At 72.6% G+C, this 21,545-nt stretch carries 14 protein-coding genes; 9 read left to right on the top strand and 5 right to left on the bottom strand.

Annotation, left to right across the window (positions count from 1 at the left end; translation table 11 throughout):
* Positions 1-172: 172 nt before the first annotated feature.
* The 4 genes from HCC61_RS06750 to HCC61_RS06735 all read left to right on the top strand — a co-directional run bounded on the left by HCC61_RS06750 (position 173) and on the right by HCC61_RS06735 (position 9,944).
* On the top strand, positions 173-2,461 hold the full coding sequence (locus HCC61_RS06750; RefSeq protein WP_169134312.1) for a serine/threonine-protein kinase: 2,289 nt from the start codon (positions 173-175) through the stop codon (positions 2,459-2,461).
* Between the two features lie 237 nt (positions 2,462-2,698).
* Positions 2,699-6,202 (top strand): serine/threonine protein kinase, encoded by a 3,504-nt coding sequence (locus tag HCC61_RS30570; protein WP_346777060.1) that lies wholly within the window; start codon positions 2,699-2,701, stop codon positions 6,200-6,202.
* A 96-nt stretch (positions 6,203-6,298) separates the two neighbouring features.
* Entirely contained in the window at positions 6,299-7,942 is a 1,644-nt protein-coding gene (locus HCC61_RS06740; RefSeq protein WP_169134311.1) for a succinic semialdehyde dehydrogenase, read from the top strand.
* Positions 7,943-8,105: 163 nt separating this feature from the next.
* Positions 8,106-9,944, top strand: a complete 1,839-nt coding sequence (locus HCC61_RS06735) for a GMC family oxidoreductase (protein WP_169134310.1) — start codon at positions 8,106-8,108, stop codon at positions 9,942-9,944.
* Positions 9,945-10,881: 937 nt separating this feature from the next.
* Here HCC61_RS06735 and HCC61_RS06730 read toward each other — a convergent pair.
* The gene (locus HCC61_RS06730) at positions 10,882-11,268 is read right to left on the bottom strand and encodes a chorismate mutase (RefSeq protein WP_169134309.1); all 387 of its coding nucleotides are present in this window, start codon (positions 11,266-11,268) and stop codon (positions 10,882-10,884) included.
* A 562-nt stretch (positions 11,269-11,830) separates the two neighbouring features.
* Between HCC61_RS06730 and guaA the strand changes: the two genes are divergently transcribed.
* The gene (guaA, locus tag HCC61_RS06725; protein WP_346777080.1) at positions 11,831-13,375 is read left to right on the top strand and encodes a glutamine-hydrolyzing GMP synthase; all 1,545 of its coding nucleotides are present in this window, start codon (positions 11,831-11,833) and stop codon (positions 13,373-13,375) included.
* A 127-nt stretch (positions 13,376-13,502) separates the two neighbouring features.
* Positions 13,503-14,117, top strand: a complete 615-nt coding sequence (locus tag HCC61_RS06720; RefSeq protein ID WP_240968516.1) for a Uma2 family endonuclease — start codon at positions 13,503-13,505, stop codon at positions 14,115-14,117.
* 151 nt (positions 14,118-14,268) lie between these two features.
* Here the strand turns inward: HCC61_RS06720 and HCC61_RS06715 are convergent, their stop codons facing one another.
* On the bottom strand, positions 14,269-14,766 hold the full coding sequence (locus tag HCC61_RS06715) for a hypothetical protein (RefSeq protein ID WP_169134306.1): 498 nt from the start codon (positions 14,764-14,766) through the stop codon (positions 14,269-14,271).
* Between the two features lie 145 nt (positions 14,767-14,911).
* Here HCC61_RS06715 and HCC61_RS06710 point away from each other — a divergent pair, with 145 nt between their 5' ends.
* Complete coding sequence (locus HCC61_RS06710; RefSeq protein WP_169134305.1) at positions 14,912-15,982, top strand: LysR family transcriptional regulator; 1,071 nt, start codon at positions 14,912-14,914, stop codon at positions 15,980-15,982.
* 143 nt (positions 15,983-16,125) lie between these two features.
* Here the strand turns inward: HCC61_RS06710 and HCC61_RS06705 are convergent, their stop codons facing one another.
* Positions 16,126-16,656 (bottom strand): DinB family protein, encoded by a 531-nt coding sequence (locus HCC61_RS06705; protein WP_206322150.1) that lies wholly within the window; start codon positions 16,654-16,656, stop codon positions 16,126-16,128.
* A gap of 170 nt (positions 16,657-16,826) precedes the next feature.
* Between HCC61_RS06705 and HCC61_RS06700 the strand changes: the two genes are divergently transcribed.
* Positions 16,827-17,207, top strand: a complete 381-nt coding sequence (locus HCC61_RS06700; RefSeq protein ID WP_169134304.1) for a nuclear transport factor 2 family protein — start codon at positions 16,827-16,829, stop codon at positions 17,205-17,207.
* On the opposite strand, the gene HCC61_RS06695 is transcribed toward HCC61_RS06700, so the two are convergent.
* Complete coding sequence (locus HCC61_RS06695; RefSeq protein ID WP_240968514.1) at positions 17,200-17,940, bottom strand: hypothetical protein; 741 nt, start codon at positions 17,938-17,940, stop codon at positions 17,200-17,202. The genes HCC61_RS06700 and HCC61_RS06695 overlap by 8 nt on opposite strands.
* Positions 17,941-18,302: 362 nt before the next feature.
* On the opposite strand from HCC61_RS06695, the gene HCC61_RS31460 reads away from it, so the two are divergent.
* Positions 18,303-20,249, top strand: a complete 1,947-nt coding sequence (locus tag HCC61_RS31460; RefSeq protein ID WP_169134303.1) for a LamG domain-containing protein — start codon at positions 18,303-18,305, stop codon at positions 20,247-20,249.
* Between the two features lie 106 nt (positions 20,250-20,355).
* On the opposite strand, the gene HCC61_RS06685 is transcribed toward HCC61_RS31460, so the two are convergent.
* Positions 20,356-21,408, bottom strand: coding sequence for a hypothetical protein (locus tag HCC61_RS06685; RefSeq protein ID WP_169134302.1), 1,053 nt, complete (start codon positions 21,406-21,408; stop codon positions 20,356-20,358).
* Positions 21,409-21,545 lie beyond the last annotated feature (137 nt).

The following is a 21,545-nucleotide window of genomic DNA, read 5'->3' as shown; positions in this document are numbered from 1 at the left end:
CCCGGGGCGGCCGGTGTCCGTGACGATGTGTGAGGCGGAGTGTGTGAAGGAGTGTGCGAAGGGGCCGGGATGTGCCCGCACTGCGCCGCCCCCGTACGTCTTGTGACGGCGCGATGGTTCACAATGGTGCAGGGCTGGGGTGGTCCATCGCTGAGGTGACACAAGGGGATTCATGAGCGAGGACGAGGGTCGGCTGGTAGGAGGTCGCTATCGGCTCGGGGGAGTCCTCGGCCGGGGCGGCATGGGCACCGTGTGGCGCGGCGAGGACGAGGTTCTGGGCCGGTCGGTCGCGGTGAAGGAACTCCGGTTCCCCTCCAGCGTCGAGGAGGACGAGAAGCAGCGGCTGATCACCCGTACGTTGCGCGAGGCGAAGGCGATCGCCCGTATCCGCAGCGGCAGCGCGGTGACGGTCTTCGACGTGGTCGACGAGGACGACCGCCCGTGGATCGTGATGGAGCTCGTGGAGGGCGCATCGCTCGCCGACCACATCCGGCACGAGGGCCCGCTGACGCCCCGACGGGCCGCGGAGGTCGGGCTCGCGGTGCTCGACGTGCTGCGCGCCGCGCACCGCGAAGGGGTCCTGCATCGCGATGTGAAGCCGTCCAACGTGCTGTTGGAGGACGTGACGGGCCGCGTCGTGCTCACCGACTTCGGCATCGCGAAGGTCGAGGGCGACCCGTCGGTGACGTCGACGGGGATGCTCGTCGGCGCGCCCTCGTACATCTCGCCGGAGCGTGCACGCGGCAAGCCGCCCGGTCCGCCCGCCGATCTGTGGTCGCTGGGCGCTCTGCTGTACGCGGCGGTGGAGGGCCGTCCGCCGTACGACAAGGGGTCGGCGATATCGACGCTTACGGCGGTGATGACCGAGCCGGTGCCGCCGCCGCAGCAGGCGGGCGAACTCGACGAAGTGATCTTCGGGCTGCTGACCAAGGACCCCGACAAGCGGCTCGATGTGGCGGGCGCACGCGCGCTGTTGGAGCCGGTGGCCTCCGGCGAGGGCGGCGCGGGAGCGGCTGCCGCTCCCGTACAGGACGGCGGGACGACGGCCGTGCTGCCGCCGAAGCCCGACGGTGCCCAGGGCGGCGAGAAGGCCGTCGAGGCGCCGGAGCCGGGGCAGTCCGGCGATGGAGAGGCAGGGCGAGGACGCGGGAGCGGCGAGGCGGGCGGCTCCTCGGGTTCCTCCGGCTCCTCGGGTGGCAGGCAGCGGCGCACCAAGGAGAAGCGGGGGAAGGGCAAGTCAGCCGCGGCTGCGAAGTCTGCGTCTGTGCGCGGGAGTTCGAAGGCTGCGGCGGCCGGAGCGGCGGCGGGAGCCGGTGTCGCGGGTGCACCGTCCGCGACGGGCGCGGGCGGCAGCGGCGGCGGCCAGGACGGCCCGGATGCCCGCGACGGCGGCAGTGACGGTACGGAGGCCAAGGGCGGTAAGGACGGTAAGGGCGGCAAGGGCCGTAAGGACGAGGCCGAGGGGCGGCAGCACGGCGACGGTCCCGGTGACGGGCGCAAGACCTCCGCTTCCGCCGCTTCCTCCGGTCCCGCCGCTTCCGCGGCCTCCGGGGCGGCGGAAGGCGGCGAGGGAGAGCCGGCCGCGGGCGGCGCGCCCTCGTCCCGTTCCCGGTCCGCTTCCGCGGCGTCCGCCTCTCCCTCCGGCGGCGGCGCCGGCTCGGGCGGTCTCGCGGCGGCCACGACGGCGGTCGCGGAGTTCGCCGCGCGGTTCTCGCGCCGCACGCTGACCGTCGCGGCGGTGGCCGTGGCGGCCGTACTGGCGCTGCTCGCGGTCCTCTCGCTCGGCGACGGCGGCGGCTCCGGCGGTTCCGGTGACGACGGCAAGTCCGGTAAGGGCGCGGCCAGTTCGGACAAGGGCCGCGGCGACGGTGCGCGCAAGGAGAAGCAGGGTCCCGGCGCCGGGAAGCAGAAGGACGACGGCGGCGAGGGCAAGAAGAGCCCCTCGCCCGGGCCGGACACCTCCGAAGGCGGCGACGAGGAGGAGGAGCCCGGCGACGGCCCCTCGTTGCCCGACGACTACACCCAAGTCACGGACAAGCGCTTCCATTTCAGCATGGCGATGCCCGAGGACTTCAAGCGTTCCGGAGTGGCCGGGAGCAACTCCGGCGCCAAGTACTCCGGCGGCGGACTGCCCAAGCTCCAGGTGGACTTCAGCCCCAAGCCGCTGAAGGACGCGGCGGCGGGCTGGCGCGATCTGGAGCCCGCGGTGAAGGGCAACAGCAGCGGGTACCGGCGCATCAGCATCAAGAGCGTCCAGTGGCGGGGCTATCCGACCGTCGGGGACTGGCAGTTCGAGCGGGACGAGGGCGGCGACCGGGTACGGGTGCTCAACCGCGGTTTCCGGGCGGACGATTCACACGGCTACGCGATCATGATCACCTGCAAGGCCGGCAAGTGGGACGACGACGAGTGCCGGACCCTCCGCGAGACCGCGTTCAAGACCTTCAAGCCGCTCGACTGAGCCCGCGGCACGGGGTTCCCGGCCGTTGTTCCGGGGGACGTTGGGGATGAGGCGGAATCGGGCAAGCGTTTTAAGTGGATGAAGCCGGCGGCTGCCCGCGTACGACCGGGGAGTCCCCGAGTCCGCCCGCGCCGGACAGCTCAGACACGTATCGTGAATGGCCGCAGACCGGCATCCGTCCGTAAACATACGGATGCGGTGTGGAATTGACGGTCTCGCGCGCTGTGGGGAGGCGTCGTGGACGACTACGCGGAAGAGGCGGGGCGGCTGCTCGCCGACCGCTATCGCCTGCCCCGGCCGCTCGCCGCCTCGTACCAGCTGACGGAGTCGGTGGCCTATGACACGGCCAGCGGCCAGGAAGTGCTCGTGCGTCAGGTGCCGTTGCCCGAGGTCGTCGAGGCCGAGGTGCTGGGCGCCGGCGGCGGGGCGTACGGCGCGGGCGGTGCCGGTGGCGCCGCGGACCACGAACCGGGCGGCGCACCCGGTGGCCAGGGCGGCACCTTCCGCGGCTCGATAGGGCGCGCGACGCGAATGCCCGCGGATCCCGTCGTGCGGCGGGCCGTCGAGGCGGCGATCGCCGCGGCACGCGTGCCCGACCATCCCAGGCTGGACCAGGTCTTCGACGTCTTCGTCGAGGGCGACGGGCTGTGGATCGTCAGCGAGTTGCTGCCCGCGACGCCGCTCGCCACGCTGCTCTCGCACCAGACGCTGACCGCGCACCGGGCGGCGGAGATCGCCGCCGATCTGCTGACGGCGCTGCGCGTGGTGCACGCACACGGCTGGACGCACCGGAATGTCACTCCCCGTACCGTCCTGATCTGCGACGACGGGCGTGCCCTGCTGACGGGGCTCGCGGTCGGCGCGGCGCAGGAGGCGCTGTGCGGCTACAACCCGCTGCCGGACTCCGGGCGGGTGGCGCTGCCGCCGAGGGGCGACATCCCGGGGGAGCCGCGACCGGGCGGCGGAGGTGCCGGAGGTGCGGGAGGTGCCGGAGGTGCCGACGACGCGGGCGGAGCGAGCGGCGCGGGTGACGGCGGTGGCGCGGGCGCTCTGGGTGAGGAGGCGAGCGAGGCGCCCGGGGCCGCGCCCCTGCCGGGCATCTCGCTGCCCGAGGGCTTCGACGTACGGCAGGAGAACGGGCAGGCGGGCGAGGCGTATGGACGTGACGGCGGGGCCGGGTCGGGCCACGCGCCCGAGTCCGGCCACGCGCCCGAGTCCGGCCACGGGTACGGCTCCGACGCCGGGCAAGGATCCGGCTCCGGGGACTCCGGGGGCGGGCCGCGCGGCATCTTCGGCATCCGGGGGCTCGCCCATGAGGGCGGGGCGGCGGAGCAGCAGCCGCCGGTACGCCATGGCTACGAGAGCCACGAAGGCCGCGAGCGGCGCGGCACAGGCGGGCGCGGCCCGCGGGCGAGCGCCGTCGCGGCCTACCAGGAGAGTGCGCGGCGAGGTGCCGCCGTCCGTGCGTACGGCCCGGACCGTGAGCGGGACGCCCGTGACGCCCGGGAAGGCGAGCGCTCGCCGGAACAGCGGCGGGATGAGCGGCAGTTCGCACAGGACGAGCAGACGCAACAGGACCGGCAGCCCCAACAGGACCGGCGGGACCGGGCGGACGCCCGCGAGGACTGGTGGAACCGTGCCTCCTCGCCCCCTCCGGCGGCCGATCCGCACGCCGCGCCGGACGACTTCGTACGGTGGCTGCCGTCCGGCGAGGACGAGGTCACCCCGAGCGACCTGCCGGGCTCGCGACCGCCCAACAGCCTCCCGGTGAAGGCCACTTGGCGTCCGGCGAAGCCCGAGCGCGAGCGCGGGAGTGAGCCCGGGCGCGAGTCCGGGACGGGGCACGGTGCCGATGCCGGGGCCGGGGTTCCGGCCGGGGACGCGTCGTACGGGAGGGATCGGGGTCCCGAGGACGCGTACGCCCAAGTCCCGTACGCAGAGGGCCCGTACGCCGAGGAGCCGTACACGGAAGACCCGTATGCCGAGGACCCGTACGCCGACGAGCCGGAGAGCCGTCCCTGGGGCGGCGAGGGCGCCGAGGACTCCGGCGACGCCGAGGGCTTCCAGGGTCCGACCACCGCGCTCGCCGCGGAGCGTGCCCGCCAGGCGCGGATGACCGTCGTCGGGGCGGTCGCGGAGCGCTGGGCCCCCGAGCAGGCGGGACCGGTCCACCGGAACTGGCGGCTCGCGCCTCCCGTCGGCCCGTCCGCAGACCTGTGGGCGCTGGGCGTGCTGCTCTTCCGCGCGGTGCAGGGCCACGGCCCCTACCCCGAGGACGACGTCGCCGAGCTGGTGCAGATGGTGTGCGGTGAGCCGCCCGCGTTCGCGGAGGAGTGCGGTCCGCTGCGTCCGGTCGTCGAGTCGCTGCTGCGCCAGGACCCCATGGAGCGCCCGGACTTCGAGGAGTTGCGGGGCTGGCTGCGGTCGCTGGTGCGATCGGCGCCGGAGCCCGAGGTGGGCTGGCACACGGTGTACGCGCCGTCGCTGGACCCGGGCGGTACGTCGGACCCGCGACGGCTGCCGATACTGCGCCGCCGTGGCGAACTCGTACGCAGAAGACGGGCGGCCAGACGTGCCGCGCGCGCGGAGCAGCGCCAGTACAAGCAGCCGAAGCAGCCCAAGCAGCAGAGACAACCGAAGCAGCAGAGACAACCGAAGCAGCCGAAGCAAGGGAGACGGCAGCGACCGCAACAGCCGCCGCCACCGCAGGAACCGCTGTACCAGCAACAGCCGCATCAGCCGCCGCATCAGGCGCCGCCGTACGAGCAGCCACGGCAACAGCCGTCGCAGGCGCAGGAGTTGCAGGCCCAGGAGTTGCAGACCCGGCAGTCGCAGCAGTCGCAGCAGGAACAGCGGCCGCCACAGCAGCCCACGCCCACTCCGCAGTACGCGCCGTACGAGCAGGCCGCCCCCCGCCCCGCGAGTGCCGTGGCGCCGCCGAAGCCGAAGCGCGCGCCGAAGCAGCCCCGGGCCGTTCGGGAGAAGCGTCCGCGAGAGGGCGCAGCGGGCCCGCGCCGGCTGGGCGGCCTCCTCGTCGGGCTGGTCCTCGCGGGGCTGGTCGCCGCGCTGATGTACGCGGTGTGGTTCATGCCGAAGGGCGATTCGGACGGTGCCGCGAACCAGCAGCGCGGCGCGGTGGGCGGCGAGAACCGTCCCGGCGAGCCCGGAGCAGACGGCAAGACGGACGGCAAGACGGACGGTAAGCCGGGGGGCAGCGGCGGCGGTACGGGCGAAGGCAGCGGCGGCGGCGCGGACGAGCAGCGGCCGCCCGCGCCCGCGGGCAAGGCCCCGGCGGGCTACAAGCTCAGCCGGGATCCCGCCGGCTTCCAGGTGGCCGTACCGAAGGAGTGGAACCGGCGCTCGACGCCCGGCCACGGCCAGGTCCGCTACAACGGCGGCGCGGTGGAGATGGTCGTCGTCAACGGCCGCGACTCCGTGGCGAAGTACGGCAAGGACCCGATGGCCTACCAGAGCGACGACGAACTGGAGCTGAAGTCCTACCGCGCCTCCGAGTGGGCGTCCACCTCCGGGCTCCGGCGCATCGACGTGGGTGAAGCGGCCATGGCGGAGGGCACGTTCAGCTGGAAGGACGGCGGCCGCGACGTGTACGCGCGGAACAGGGCGATGATCCTCGACGGGCGCTACCACGTGCTGATGGTGATGGGCTCCAAGAGCCGGCAGCGGGAGATCGACCGGCACTTCGAGGCCGTGGCCGACACCTATCGCTCGACGAAGCGCTGACTGCCGCGTGCCGTCACGCCAGCGTTCACTGGCGGATTCGGTGAAAGTGTTACCGCCGGGTATGCAGCCCGTTTCCGTGGTCGTACTCTCTCTCACATGACGGACACGCAGCACACTCCAGGCCCCCGGGGCACCGACAGCGGCGACAGCACTGCCGAGGGCAACCCGGTGGCTTCAGCGCCCGCCGGGGTGCGCACCGCCGGAGACGTCGTCACCGACGAGCTGGTCGCGCAGCTTACCGAGGGAGTGCTCGGCAGCGGCCGTACGTCAAGTCACACGCCCTTCACAGGGAAGAAGCTGGCCGAGCTGCCGGAGTCGACGCTTGAGGACGTCGCCTTCGCCTTCCACCGCGCACGCGAGGCGCAGCGCGAGTGGGCGGCCGTACCCGTACGGGAGCGTGCGGCCGTGCTGCTCCGCTTCCACGACCTGGTGCTGCGCCGCCAGGACGAGGTGCTGGACCTGATCCAGCTGGAGACCGGCAAGACCCGGCTGCACGCGCACGAGGAGGTGCAGGCGGTCGCCGTCGCCGCGCGCCACTACGGGCTGAAGGCGCCGGCCTATCTGCGTCCCAAGCGGCACACGGGAGCGATCCCCGTACTGACGAAGGTGTCCGAGCACCGGCATCCGCGCGGGGTCGTCGCCCAGATCGCGCCCTGGAACTATCCCTTCGAACTCTCCGTCGGCGACGCCCTTCCCGCCTTCGCCGCGGGCAACGCCGTGGTGATGAAGCCGGACACCGAGACGGCGCTGACCGCGCTGTGGGCGCGGCGGCTGCTGATCGAGGCGGGCCTGCCGGAGAACGTGTGGCAGGTCGTCCTCGGCGAGGGCCACATCGTCGGTCCCGCGGTCGTCGAACGCGGCGACTACGTCTCCTTCACGGGCTCCACGAGGACCGGACGCGGCGTGGCGCAGAAGGCCGCCGAGCGGCTGGTCGGCGCCTCGCTGGAGCTGGGCGGCAAGAACGCCATGATCGTGCTGCGCGACGCGGACCTGAACAAGGCCGCCGCCGGGGCCGTGCGCGGCTCGTTCTCCTCGGCCGGTCAGCTGTGCATCTCGATAGAGCGGCTGTACGTGCACGAGTCGGTGGCGGACGAGTTCGTGCGGCGCTTCGTCGAGCGTACGAAGCGGCTGAAGCTGGGCTCGGCGCTCGCCTACGGCGCCGACATGGGGTCGCTCGTGTCGCAGAAGCAGCTCGACAACGTCACGCGGCACATCGAGGAGGCCGTCGCCAAGGGCGCGAAGGTGCTCGCGGGCGGGCGCGCGCGGCCCGACGTCGGTCCGCTCTTCCACGAGCCGACGATCCTCGACGGGGTCGAGTCGCCGATGGCCGTGTGCAGCGAGGAGACCTTCGGGCCCGTCGTCTCCGTCTACCGTTTCGCCGACGAGGACGAGGCCGTCGAGCTCGCCAACTCCACGGCGTACGGCCTCAATGCGAGCGTCTGGGGCCGCAACGGGCGGCACGCCCGCGAGGTCGCGGCACGGCTGCGCAGCGGAACCGTCAACGTCAACGAGGGCTATGCCGCGGCCTACGGCAGCGTGCAGTCGCCGATGGGCGGCATGGGCGACTCCGGCCTGGGGCGGCGGCACGGCAGCGAGGGCATCCTCAAGTACACCGAGGCGCAGACCGTCGCGCACCAGCGGGTGATGCCCATGGCGCCGTCCTTCGGCATGAACGACTCGAAGTACGCCAAGTTCATGAGCCTCAGCCTCAAGGCGCTGAAGGCGCTCCGCTTCCGCTGACGGGCGGTGCGCCCGTCCGGCCGTCCTGCCGCGGGCCCCGCCCCCGTCCCCGCCCCGTCTCCTGTTCCCCCCTTCCCCCTTCCTGTCCCCGTCCCCGTTCCCATCCAGGTTTCCCGTACGACCGAACCCGAGCCGCACGCACCACTCGCACCGGAGGCCCACCGTGTCCGAGGAGAACTCCGCCCAGAGCAAGGGCGGTTCGTACGACTACGACGTGATTGTCATCGGTTCCGGCTTCGGCGGTTCCGTCTCGGCGCTTCGCCTCACCGAGAAGGGGTACAGCGTCTGCGTGCTGGAGGCGGGCCGCCGCTTCACGCGCGAGACGCTGCCCAAGAACTCGTGGGACACGAAGAAGTACATCTGGGCGCCCTCTCTCGGCCTCTACGGCATCCAGCGCATCCACATCCTCAGCAACGTCATGATCCTGGCGGGCGCGGGCGTCGGCGGCGGTTCGCTGAACTACGCCAACACCCTGTACGTGCCGCCGCCCGCCTTCTTCCAGGACCGGCAGTGGGGCCACATCACCGACTGGCAGGAGGAGTTGAAGCCGTTCTACGACCAGGCACAGCGGATGCTCGGCGTACGGCTCAACCCGACCACGACCCCGTCGGACGAGCATCTGAAGACGACGGCCGAGCGGATGGGCGTCGGCGACAGCTTCCACATGGCACCCGTGGGGGTCTTCTTCGGCGACGGGAAGGACTCCGACGGCACGGCCCTGGTGGACCCCGGCGGCGAGGTGGCCGACCCGTACTTCGGCGGGGCCGGCCCGTCGCGCAGGGCCTGTTCGGAGTGCGGCGAGTGCATGACCGGCTGCCGCCACGGTGCGAAGAACACGCTCAACGAGAACTACCTCCACCTCGCGCAGCAGGCGGGCGCCGAGGTCCGTGCGATGACGACCGTGCGGGAGATCGAGGAACTCCCGGGCGGCGAAGGGGAGTCGGGCGGGAGCGGCTTCGCCGTCACCTGCGTCGCCACGGACAAGCGCAAGGGCCCGCGTACGGTGCTGCGCGCCCGGAAGGTGGTCGTCGCCGCCGGTACGTACGGGACGCAGACTCTGCTGCACCGCATGCGCGACACCGGCACGCTGCCCCGGCTCTCCGAGCGCCTCGGCGAGCTGACGCGCACCAACTCCGAGGCGCTGGTGGGCGCGCAGACCGTCGAACGGCGCTACCGCAAGAAGTGGAAGGACGGCCGGAAGCTCGACTTCACCAGGGGCGTGGCCATCACCTCCTCCATCCACCCCGACGAGCACACGCACATCGAGCCCGTCCGCTACGGCAAGGGCTCCAATGCGATGAGCGCCCTGACCACCCTCCAGGTCGACCACGAGACGAAACTGCCCAAGCTGCTGGGGCACCTGCTGACCTGCCTGCGCCACCCCAACCTCTTCCTGCGGTCGCTCTCGGCCCGCAAGTGGTCCGAGCGGATCATCATCGGCCTGGTGATGCAGACCCACGACAACTCCCTGACCACGTACCGGAAGGAGAAGGGCCTCGGGAAGGGACTGCTCACCGCCCGCCAGGGGCACGGGGCGCCCAACCCGGCCTACATCCCCGAGGGCGCGGAGGCCGCACGGCTTCTCGCGGACGAGATCAACGGCTTCGCCGGCACCAACCTCGGCGAGCTGACGGGCATGCCGCTCACGGCGCACTTCCTCGGCGGTTGCCCGATCGGCGCGGACGCGGACAGCGGTGTGATCGACCCGTACCACCGGCTGTACGGGCACCCGGGCATATCGGTCGTCGACGGCTCCGCGGTCTCCGCGAACCTGGGGGTCAACCCGGCGCTGACGATCACGGCGCAGGCGGAGCGTGCGATGGCGCTGTGGCCGAACAAGGGCGAGGAGGACGCGCGTCCCGAGCAGAGCGCGTCGTACGTACGGATGGCGCCCGTGCCGCCGCGTGAACCGGCCGTGCCGGAGAGCGCGTTCGGGGCGCTGCGGCTGACGGTGCTGCCCGTGCCGGAGGTGCCGGCGCGGAAGGGTGCCGCCGCGGAGTAGACCGCCGGTGCCGGCGGGCGCTGCCGGGGCGGTATGGCCCCGGCGGCGGGCGCAGAGTCCGCGAAGCGTGCGGGAAGAGTGCGAAGCGCGCCTGGACCCGTGCGGAGCCGCGTGGACCCGTGCGGACCCGCACGGTCCGGTGCCGGCCGGTGTGGACATGCGAAGGGCCCCGTGGCGCCGGCCGGGTGGAGACGGCGCCACGGAGCCCTTCGCGTTCAGCTCGGACGTCAGGGCAGCGCCCGGGCTGAGGGAGCGGCACCGGGGGGTTGTGCCGCTTGGCCGCCGGGGCTCGCAAGGGCGCTGGGGGCAGCACACTGCTGAGCCGGTCAACGGCTGGGCCTTCAACGGGAGTTCGTGTGCATCGTGCTGGACGGGCACCAGGTGCGCAAGGTGTCGGACCCACTCGCTCACGGCATTCGTACCGGCTGGCCGGAACTTTTACCGGGGGCTGGAAATCTCCCGAGAATCTTCCCGGACGGCGGCGCTTGTTCCGCGGTGCGGCCGGTCCAGGGCGTCCCCGGGACCGGCCGCTGTCTCCCCGGGCGGGGAGGGTCGGTGACCGGGCTGCTGTCCCCTGCTGACCGGTCACTCGCGCCGGAGCGAGGTCCCACGACACTTCCGTCTCCGCCCACGGGAGGAACGGGCGTCTCATCGCTGCGATGGCGCGGCCCCGAACTGCCGTATGCGCGGCGTCCGTCGGGGTCACCGGGACCAACGAACCGTCTCGTCGGGCGGTCACGCACCGTACGAGTGACCGCTGCGCGCCAGGAGCCGGAGGGTTGACGCCCGCCAGGAGCCGGAGGGTTGACGCCCGCCAGGAGCCGGAGGGTTGAGGCCTCGTGCGTGCCACCTCATCTGTCTCCGGGGCGCCGGTTCGGAGCCGCCGGTTCCCGGCTCTGGGTTCGCGGCTCCCGGTTCGCGGCTCCCGGCCGCGGGTTCACAACTGCCCGCGGCACAGCGCGAGCAGCGTCATGGCGAGCTGTGTGCCGGGACGACCCAGCTCCTTCCGGTACCGGTCGAGGACCTCCATCTCGCGGGCCAGACCCCCGTGGCCCCCGGCCTCGACGCGGGTCTGCCGGATGCCCGCCAAGACCGTTCGGCGCTCCTGTACGAGGGTGATGATGCGGGCGTCCAAGTCGTCGACGCGGGCGAGGGTGCCGGTCGCGGCGCCGGTTGCGGCGCCGGTCTCGGTGGCGGACTCGGTGGCGTCAGCGGGGTTCGCGGTGGCGTGCGCGGTCCTCGTGGTTTCCGCGGTCGTCGACGTCGCAGCGGCGTGCGCGGCATCCGCGGCTTCGACGTCGTTCACGTTGTTCACGGTGTTCATGGCTCCGTCCTCGGGGCTCGTACGTCTGTGAGCCGAGGCCCCGGACCGCGTGGCCCGGTGGGAGCGGAAACGGCAGGCGCCCCGGGCCTTGATCGGCCCGGGGCGCCCGGCAAGTCGCTTGTCAGTGGATCAAGCAGCTCGACCATGGCAGCCGGACGGGCCGGTGCCATAGGTAAACCAGAAGCTGGTCGCGGTGTGCTGCTCGAACATGCTGGACAGTATGCACAGCCCCGCCCCTGGATCCAAGCGGAAAGCCGGGAGGAGGGGGCGCCCGCGGCCCGTCCGGGGCGGTCGTGAGCGCTGACCGGGGCGGCCGTCGTGCCGTCGCCGCCGTTAGAATCGGCCGTACGAAGTGAGCATGCGCTCCGCGTTCCGGCCCGGCGTCCGCCCGGCGTTCGCACGCGTCCGCGGCGCCCATGCCGTCCCACACTCCCGTACCACCGCCGCAAGGCCGAAAGGCAGCCGCTCCGTGGCATCAGCGCCCGACCCCCGGGTCACAGGCTCGCAGGACTCCGCTTCTCCCGAGGCGGCGGACGCGTCCGTCGCGCCGGAGACCGTCCTCGTGGTCGACTTCGGCGCCCAGTACGCGCAGCTGATCGCGCGCCGCGTGCGTGAGGCGCGGATCTACAGCGAGGTCGTCCCGTCCACCATGCCGGTGGAGGAGATGCTGGCCAGGAAGCCGAAGGCGGTCATCCTCTCCGGCGGCCCCTCTTCCGTGTACGCCGCCGACGCCCCGTCGCTGGACGCCTCGCTCTTCGAGGCCGGCGTCCCCGTCCTCGGCCTGTGCTACGGCTTCCAGCTGATGGCGCAGTCGCTCGGCGGCACCGTGGACAACACCGGCGGCCGTGAGTACGGGCGTACGGACCTGTCCGTCACCAAGGGCTCGTCGACCCTCTTCGAGGGGACACCGGGGCAGCAGCAGGTGTGGATGTCGCACGGCGACGCGTGCTCGGCCGCCCCCGAGGGCTTCACCGTCACGGCGTCCACGGACCTGGTCCCGGTCGCGGCCTTCGAGGACGACGAGCGCAGGCTCTACGGCGTCCAGTACCACCCCGAGGTGATGCACTCCACGCACGGCCAGCAGGTGCTGGAGCACTTCCTCTACCGCGGCGCGGGACTCTCCCCGACGTGGACGACCGCGAGCATCGTCGACGAGCAGGTGGCCGCGATCCGCCGGCAGGTCGGCGGCAAGCGGGCCATCTGCGGGCTGTCCGGCGGCGTGGACTCCGCCGTCGCCGCCGCCCTCGTCCACAAGGCCGTCGGCACACAGCTGACCTGCGTGTACGTCGACCACGGGCTGATGCGCAAGGGCGAGACCGAGCAGGTCGAGAAGGACTTCGTGGCGGCCACGGGCGTGCAGCTGAAGGTCGTCGACGCCGCGGACCGCTTCATCTCCGCGCTGGCCGGCGCCTCCGACCCGGAGCAGAAGCGGAAGATCATCGGCCGGGAGTTCATCCGGGTCTTCGAGCAGGCCCAGGCGGAGCTGGTCGCCGAGGCCGGCGCGGCGGGCGAGGACGTCGCGTTCCTCGTGCAGGGCACCCTCTACCCGGACGTCGTCGAGTCCGGTGGCGGCACCGGCGCGGCCAACATCAAGTCCCACCACAATGTGGGCGGGCTCCCCGAGGACCTCGAATTCCAGCTGGTCGAGCCGCTGCGGAAGCTCTTCAAGGACGAGGTCCGCATGGTCGGCCAGGAGCTGGGGCTGCCCGACGAGATCGTCCAGCGGCAGCCGTTCCCCGGCCCCGGCCTGGGCATCCGCATCATCGGCGAGGTCACGCGCGAGCGCCTCGACCTGCTGCGCGAGGCCGACGCCATCGCCCGCGAGGAGCTGACCGCCGCGGGCCTCGACCGCGACATCTGGCAGTGCCCCGTGGTGCTGCTCGCCGACATCCGCTCGGTGGGCGTGCAGGGCGACGGCCGTACGTACGGGCATCCCGTGGTGCTGCGCCCCGTCTCCTCCGAGGACGCGATGACGGCGGACTGGTCGCGGCTCCCTTACGACGTGCTGGCCCGCATCTCCACCCGCATCACCAACGAGGTCTCCGGCGTCAACCGCGTAGCCCTCGACATCACGAGCAAGCCGCCGGGCACGATCGAGTGGGAGTGAGCGGGGCGCGGGGCGGTCTCCGGTCTCCGTCAACGTGACGTGCTCCGTCATTCCTCTGAGTGGCCACGGGCCGCTTCCGCCCGCCACGGTGGACGCGGGGCAGAGAATCCCGTCCATGGGAGGAACCATGACCGCCGAGCCCGTGTCCACCAGCGGCGATCCCCAGGACGCCACGCCGCGGTGGCCAGTGCCACCGCGGCAGGGCTACACCGTGGACGACCTGTTCAATCTGCCTGACCTCCCGCCGCACACTGAGCTGATCGACGGGAGCCTGGTCTTCGCGAGCCCGCAAAGGGACTTTCATTCGCTCGCGATGTATTTGCTGGAGAGCGGCCTGCGCCGCACGGCACCTGATCACTTGAGGGTGCGGCGGGAGATGGCGGTGGTGCTCAGCCCGGGCACCGTGCCCGAGCCCGACATCTGCGTGGTGAAGGCCGAAGCGGAGGGGGACAGGCGCCAGACCCGGTACGAGGCCGCGGACGCCGTGCTCGCCGTCGAGGTCGTCTCGCCCGACTCCGAGGAGCGGGACCGGGACACCAAGCCGCACAAGTACGCCCGGGCGGGCATCCCGCACTTCTGGCGCGTGGAGATGTCGGGCGACGGTGAGCGTCCGGTGGTCTACGTCTACGAACTGGACCCGACGACGATGGTCTACGCCGTCACCGGCATCCACCACGACCATCTGAAGGTGTCCGTGCCCTTCGAGGTCGACATCGACCTCACGGAGATCGACCACCTGTAGCGGTCCCGGATCGCCTTCGGCGGAGGCCCATGCGGCGATGCCAAGTGCCAAGTGCCGTGTCCCCGGCCCGGGTTGCGGGCGGGGACACGGCTTTCATCTGTGACCGGGCCGCTGCCGGATCAGCGGCCCGGCCGGCCGGCGGGCCGGTACGTCAGCAGGGCTTGATCTTCCACACCGGGGTCCAGGAGGCCGTGCCGGTGTCCTTGGCCCGGTTCGTCCAGCGCAGGCTGCCGTTGCGGTTGTAGAAGCGCGCGACGGTGCCCGACGTCTGGTTGTTGTTGAAGGTGCCGTTGCCGATTCCGTAGAAGTTGTACGTACCGCAGCGGTAGTAGTCGTACCGCTTGCCGCTGCCGTCGACGATGCACAGGTGACCGTGGCGGCACGAAGGCGCCCTGCTCGCCCGGGAGTTCTCCTGGCCGCGGCCGGTGAAGGTGACGGTGCCCCCCTTGAACGCGACCTTGTCCGCGGAGACCTGGCGTGCCCCCGAGTCCTTGGCCAGGTAGCCGTCAACCTGCTGCTGGAGCTGCTGCGCCTGGCTGCCGGACGCGTGCTGCGGCGCCGCGTGAGCGGTGCCGGCCAGTGCCGTACCGCCGACAAGTGCCGCCGCGGCGGTCATCACGGCGAGGGTCCTGCGCGGTGACTTGTTCACTCTGTTCCCCCTTCTTTCGGGCTCTCCGGCGGACCGCTCTCGGTGGCGTTCCGTCGCGGAGACGTCACCCATCGTGCTCGGCCGGGCGGGATCGATGAAAGGGATAACTGAGGCGCATACAACGCAAATTGATACAGTATTCGGCATGGGGGCATACGGGGTGGAAGGGTCGTGCGGCGGTGGTGACCGTAAGACGGCGACCAGGGGGAGCGATCCGAGCGTTCATCAACTGCGCCTGTTCCTGGCGCTTGCCGAGGAGTTGCACTTCGGGCAGGCGGCGAGGCGGATGTTCATCAGCCAGCCCGCGTTCAGCAGACAGATCACGGCGCTCGAACGGCGCATGGGCATCGGCCTGTTGGAGCGCTCCACGCGCCGTGTGGAGCTGACGCCCGAGGGCCGTGCGCTGCTGCCGGCGGCACGGGCGGCCGTCGAGGCGGCGGACCGGCTCCGCAAGGCCGTCGAGCATCAGGCGAGGCGCGTGAGCGGGCGGTTGCGGGTGGGGTTCGTGGGCGCGGAGGCGGCCATGCCGTACCCGCAGCAGATCCTCGCCGAGTTCCGCGGCCGCAATCCGGAGTGCGTCGTCGAGATGTGCGGACTGGATCTGGCCGGTCAGGTCGAGGCGCTCACGGGCGGCGAGGTGGACGCGGCCTTTCTGCGGCTGCCGCTGCCCGCGGGGATCCGCACGCTCCAACTGGCCGCCGAGCCGCGGGTGGTGTGCCTGCCCGTGGGGGACCCGCTCCTGGAGCGCGAACGGCCGCTCGCCCTGTGCGATCTCGACGAGCGGGTCTTCGTCGACGTGGCGGGGGAGTCGGTGCGTGCGTGGTGGGACCACTGGACGGTCAATCCGCGTCCGGACGGCACGCCCGTGCGGTTCGGGCCTGTCGTGACGGGCCTGGAGTCGCTGCTGCTGGCGGTGGCGCAGCGCGAGGGCATCGCCCTGCTGCCCGCCGCCGCCCGCGAGCTGTATCCGCGTCCGGGTCTCGCGTACGCCGACATCACGGGGCTGCCGCCGGTCACGGCCGTGCTCGCGTGGCTGCCCGCACGCAGCGAGAGCCGGGGCGTGGCGGAGCTGCGGCAGGCGGCGCGTGCGGTGCTGCGCGCGGGCGGACGCCCGGGGGCCGGTCCCGGTGGTGCCGCACTCGGTCGCGGAGGCGGCGGGGCCGCTCCCGCGGCGCGGCGGGTGCGGCTGGCGGGGCAGCGGCGGCCCCGGCCGTGATCGTGTGTGCCGGGTGCCCGTGCGCCCGGCACACACTTCCGTCCGCCGGTGGTGTCCGGTGCGCCGGGCGCGCGCGTGTCCGTGGCCGCGCCCGTGCCGGTGGGCGTTCCCGTGGAGGTGCGCCGGGGGCGCGCGCCGGGGCGTCAGGTGCCGGAGGTGCCGTCGATGCGTTCGCGGAGCAGGTCGGCGTGGCCGTTGTGCCGTGCGTACTCCTCGATCATGTGGACCAGGATCCAGCGCAGCGACACCGTCTTGTCGCCCAAGATCTCCGCGGCCCTACCCGACAGCGGCCCGGAGTCGTCGAGGGACGCGGTGGCGGTCAGCTCCCTGCCGCGTTCCACTTCGCGGTGCCAGACCGCCATCGCCTCCTTTATGCCGCGCTCGGGGCTGAGCGCGAAGCCGTCCTGGTCGCCCTCCTCGTACAGCGGCGGCACGTCGTGGTCGGCGAAGATCCGCTGGAACCAGTTCCGTTCGATCTCCGCCATGTGCTGCACGAGGCCCAGCAGGGTCATCGCCGACGGCTCCACGGACCGCTCGCGAAGCCGCTCGTCGTCGAGTTCCGCGCACTTGAGGGTGAGCGTGGCGCGGTGGAAGTCCAACCACCCCTCCAGCATGGTGCGTTCGTCGGCGTGCGGGTGCGGGAACGGGCGTCCGTCCGGTCTCGTCCTGGTCATGGGCACAGCCTTGCACGTACGGGGAGGCCCGTGGCCGGTACGGGCGCTTCCGGTCCGAGGACTTCCGGGGCCGGTGCCTCCGGTTCGATGGCCTCCGGCGCCGATGAATTCAGTGGACCCCGCCGGTCCTCTCTCCCGTCGTGACATCCGCGTACGGAAGGAGACGCCGCATGACCGGCTCCACGGGATCCACCGGCTCCACGGCATCCACCGGCTCCGCAGGGACCGATGTCGTACGGGCCTGCATGGAGAGCTACATCGCGCAGGACCGGGAACGCGCGGAGCAGCTGATCGCCGACGACTACCGCTTCACCAGCCCGCAGGACGACCACATCGGCAAGGCCGACTTCTTCGCCCGCTGCTTCCCCACGGCGGACCGCCTGCGCCGGCAGGAGATCCTCTCGGTGGCGCCGGCGGGAGGCGACGACGTCTTCCTCCTCTACGAGTACGAGTTGAAGACCGGCGAGGTGCACCGCAACGTCGAGGTCGCAACCGTCCGCGACGGCCGTCTCACCGAGACGCAGGTCTTCTTCGGCGGCCGCGTCAGCTAGGCGGACTTCCCCCGTACGCAAGGTTGTTGGCCGGGCGTGCCGCGGCGGCCCACACCCACAGGGCGAAGCCGAGCGCGAAACCCAGCATCGTCACCACGCCACGCGGATGGAAGATGTGGCTGTCGAAGAAGGACCAGCAGCACACCAGCAGCACCGCCGTGCCCGGCAGCACGCGTGCCGTCCCGTACCGCAGGCACAGTGCGACCGACGCCGCGAGGACCGCGACGACCAGGCACCACACGCCCGCCTGCCCGAGCGCGTCCCCGGTGGCGAACATCGGGTTGACGACCTTGCGCCGCTGACCGCCCCCGTGCTGCTCGGCGATGCCCGCGCCGATGCCGGCGACGGCGTCGAGCCCGGTATAGAAGACGGCGTAGCCGAAGGCGCCCGCCAGCGCGACGACGGTGGCCGCGCCCGTGGCGTCCCGCCGCGGCCGTCCCCACAGCGGAAGCACCACGCCCAGCGCCAGCAGGGGCCAGACCGGCAGCAGCCAGATGTGCATCTCCGCCCAGTGCACGGCGTTGTGCGGCCGCAGCCCGCCCGGGTGCCCGAGGCCGAAACCCGCCAGCACGAGGGGCGCGGCGACGACGAGCACGACGTCGCGAACGAGGCGCCGACCGGGGACGGAGCGGACGGAGCGCCCGGTGCGGCCGGTGCGGGCGTGGTCGCCGGTGTCTTCGGAGTCGTGGCCGGAGCCGTGGTGAGAGCCGTGGCCGGAGCCGGTGGGGGACATGTCCGCGATGGTAGGCCCGAACGCACCGGCTGGCGGGGCCTCGTAGGGAGGCGTCACAGAAGCGAAAGATCCCGCCGGCGGGCGCCGGGCCCAACTGCCCTGCCGCCCCGCTGTTTTCGGGCGTACTTTCGTGTGCTCCTCGATGGAGCCGATTCGGAATCCGGTACGTCCTATCCTCGTACTGTCATCGGCCATGCACTCTGAGCATCCGTCTCTTGATCGAGACGCCGTCGAGTCTGGGGATAAGCGAACGGATGGAATGTGCGCGACTGTCAGATGCTGAACTCCTCCCGCTGGTAAGGGAGGAGGGCGAGTCGTATCGCGACGCGCTCCATGAGCTCGAGCGGCGCCACCTTCATGCGGTGCGGGAGTTCGCGGCGGTGTGCACGGTCGGCGCGGAGGCGGCGGAGGAGCTGGCCGGCAACGCGTGGCGCCGGGCGACGACGCTGCGGGAGGGCGTGCGCGTCGGCGCCGTGCGGCCGCACGCGCTGTGCTCCGTGCTGCGTACGACCGCCGACTGGGCCGGCACGGCCAAACGCAGCGAGCTGCACGGCGAGTTGGTCACCTGGATCCAGGCCTATGTGTCGGAGGGCAGGGGCGACTCCTCGGCCGACGACTTCCCCCGTACGTCCATGGCGGCCCGCGCCTTCGGCTCGCTCCCGGACGCCGGGCAGACCGTGCTGTGGCACTACACGGTCGAGTACGACGGCGTGGCGCGGATCGACCAGCTGCTCGGCGGCGGGACCGACGAGGTCTCGGTCCTCGAAAGGCGGGCGCGCAGAGAGCTGTACAACGCGTATGTACGCATCCACGAGCAGGAGATCGAGCACGACGAGTGCCGCAGCCTCCGCCGCACGGTGCTCGCGTACGCGGACCAGAAGTCCATCGAGACCGCACCGGAGCTGATGCCGCACCTGGAGTGGTGCGCGCACTGCTCGCAGGCCGTCGAGGACCTCGGGCTGATGCACGTCCACTGCGGGGCGCTGCTGGCGGAGGCGCTGCTGCCGTGGGGTGGCCCGGAGTACGCGGCCGCCGGTCTGCCTTCGTCCTCCGCGGCCGGGGTGCGCGGCGGGCGCGGGGCGGAGGCGGACGACGGCGGCGGGTCGGCGCAGGCCGGGCGCGGGGCCGGGGCCGGGGTCCGCTTCGGGGCGGGTGCCGGGCGGCGCGGGGAGCGTTCGTACGAGAGCCGGCTGACGGGCAGGCTGCGGGAGTTGCTGTCCGCGTGGACGCGGCGTCCGGTGAGCCTGCCGGCCGGTGTGTTACGCGGCATCGGCGGCTCCGGGGGCGAGGGAGGCACCGGCGGTTCGGGCGGTTCGGGCGGTCCGGGCGGTCCGGGCGGTTCGGGCGGTTCGGCGAACGCGGGCGGCGCGGAGGCCCGGCCGGGGGACGGCAGGCGCCGTCACCGTACGAAGCGCGTGATGCAGAGCGCGGCGGTCGTGGCCCTGTCCTCGCTGGTCGTCGCCGTCGCCTACACCGGGGCGTTCCGTCCGGAACCGGCGCAGAACAGCGAGTCGCCGCCGGCGCGCGGGCCTTCGCAGGCTCCCGTACCGCCGCCCGGAGGGTCGCCGACCACGGCGACCGCCACCGCCACCTCGACGGTCACGACGACGGCGACCGCGCCGCCGCCGCGGGGCGACGGGCGGACCGGCGGCAACGGGGAAGCGCGCCCGGTCGCGCCGCCCGTCGACGCGGCGCTGGAGTGGCTCTTCGACACGGTCAACGGCTCGACCACGGCGGACACTTCGGCCAGTGGGATCGTCGGGACGCTCTTCGGCGACCCGCTGCCCGGTGCGGTCGCGGGAGCGCTGGAGTTCAACGGCACGCAGGACGTCTCCTCGGAGGGCTCCGTGCTCGACACCGAGCGCAGCTTCTCCGTATCGGTGCGTGTGAAGCTCCTGGACAAGGGCGGCACCCAGACCGTCGTCGGCCAGGACGGCTACGAGGTCAGCGGCTTCGCCATCGAGTACGACGCGGACGAGGACCGCTGGTCGATGGGCCTCGCCGTCGACGACTCCCCGGACGCCGGCAAGGATGTCGCGCTCTCCGGCTCCCCGCCCCGAGCGGGCGTCTGGACCCGGCTGACCGGCGTCTACGACGACCCGGGCAACGAGATACGGCTGTACGTCGACGGAAGGCTCCAGGACACCGCCGTCCACGACGGGGACTGGCCGGCGAACGGCGACTTCACGGCCGGGCGCGGGCTGGTGGACGGCGAGCCCTCCCAGGGGCTCAGGGGCACGATCGACGATGTGCGGGCATTCGACCGGGAGTTGTCGGCCCGCGAGGTGCGCGGACTTGGCGGGGCGTGACGGCGGGGAGCGCGACGAGGAGAGCCTGACGGCGGGGGCGTGACGGCGGGCGCGGCGGCGAGGCCGGACCCGTGGCCGGGGGACCCGGCGGCCCGTCGCGGGTGCGTCAACCGTCCCCGCTCTGCCGCCCGTTCTGCTCGTTCTGCTCGCGCTGCTCGTTCCGCCGGCTCTGTCCGCTCTGTTCTTTCTGTCCGCTCTTCTCTCCCTGCTTGGCGAAGGCGTCGCTGCTGCCGCCGTCCCACTCGACGGTGAGCTTGCCGCCGGAACGGACCGCGTCGCCTCCGAGTTCGCTCTTGACGCTCCCGTTGACGCACTTGAGCGCCAGCCGGAACGACGCGCCGGACTTGCGCACCTCGCCGACGCCGGGGCATGTGCTGAGGCGGCCGGGACGGTCGTACGAGACGGCCTGCTTGCCGGCGGACTTGCCGGAGCGCAGCTGCTTGCCGATCGTCAGCGCCTCGCCGCCGCCCGAACGCCACTTCCCCGTGAAGCGGCCCTGGCCGGCGCCGTTCCCCGAACCTCCCGCGCCGTCCCGGTCGTTACCGCTGCCCTTCCCGCCGTCACCGTCCTGGGCGCCGCCCGACTTCCCGCCCGCGGGGCGCTCGCCCGCGGGGTCCGGCTGGGACGGTGCGTTCTGCGCGCTTCCGCCGGCGTCCCCGCTCTCGCTCTTGACCATGTAGTACACGCCGCCGGCCGCGAGCAGCAGCGCGATGAGGGTGCCGACGATGAGCACCGTCAGCCTCGTCTTCGAACGCGCCGTCTCCTGCGGCCCCATCCGCGCGTAGTCGTACGGGGACGGTCCCGGGCCGCCCGGTCCGAAGCCGTACCTGTACTCGTACCCGTACGGATCGTCATAGCCGTACGGCGGAGACGGCTCCGACTCCGACCGGTCCCACGGCTCCCACGGCGGCTGCTCCCACGTCGCCCACGGAGGCTGCTGCTGGGGGGATTGGGGCGGAGGCTGCGGCGGCTCGGGCGGACGCGGGGGCAGTTGCTGCGCGTCGGCCTCCCAGTAGCCGAAGCCGGCGGTCGGCGGCTGCGGCGGAGGCTGCCTCGACGGCATGGGCTTCGGCGGCGGCTGTCGCGGCACCGGCGGGGGAGGAGGCCGCTGCCCCCTGGACCGCGGACTGCCGTAACGGTCCTGCGGTGGCTCAGTCATAGCGAACACCTCTGCGCACGTGCCCGCAGCCGCCCGAAGCCCCAGCTGACCAGATGGCCCGAAATCCCCCCTGGCCGGCGTCGGTCGATCACGAGCCCGCCGCTTCCAACACGACAAGTGAGCGGGCCACGCGACTT

It is taken from the genome of Streptomyces sp. HNM0575 (genome assembly GCF_012726265.1).
In the GTDB taxonomy this organism is placed as follows: Bacteria; Actinomycetota; Actinomycetes; order Streptomycetales; family Streptomycetaceae; genus Streptomyces.
Note: the sequence above shows the minus strand (reverse complement) of the source record. Positions and strands in the feature narration are given on the sequence as shown.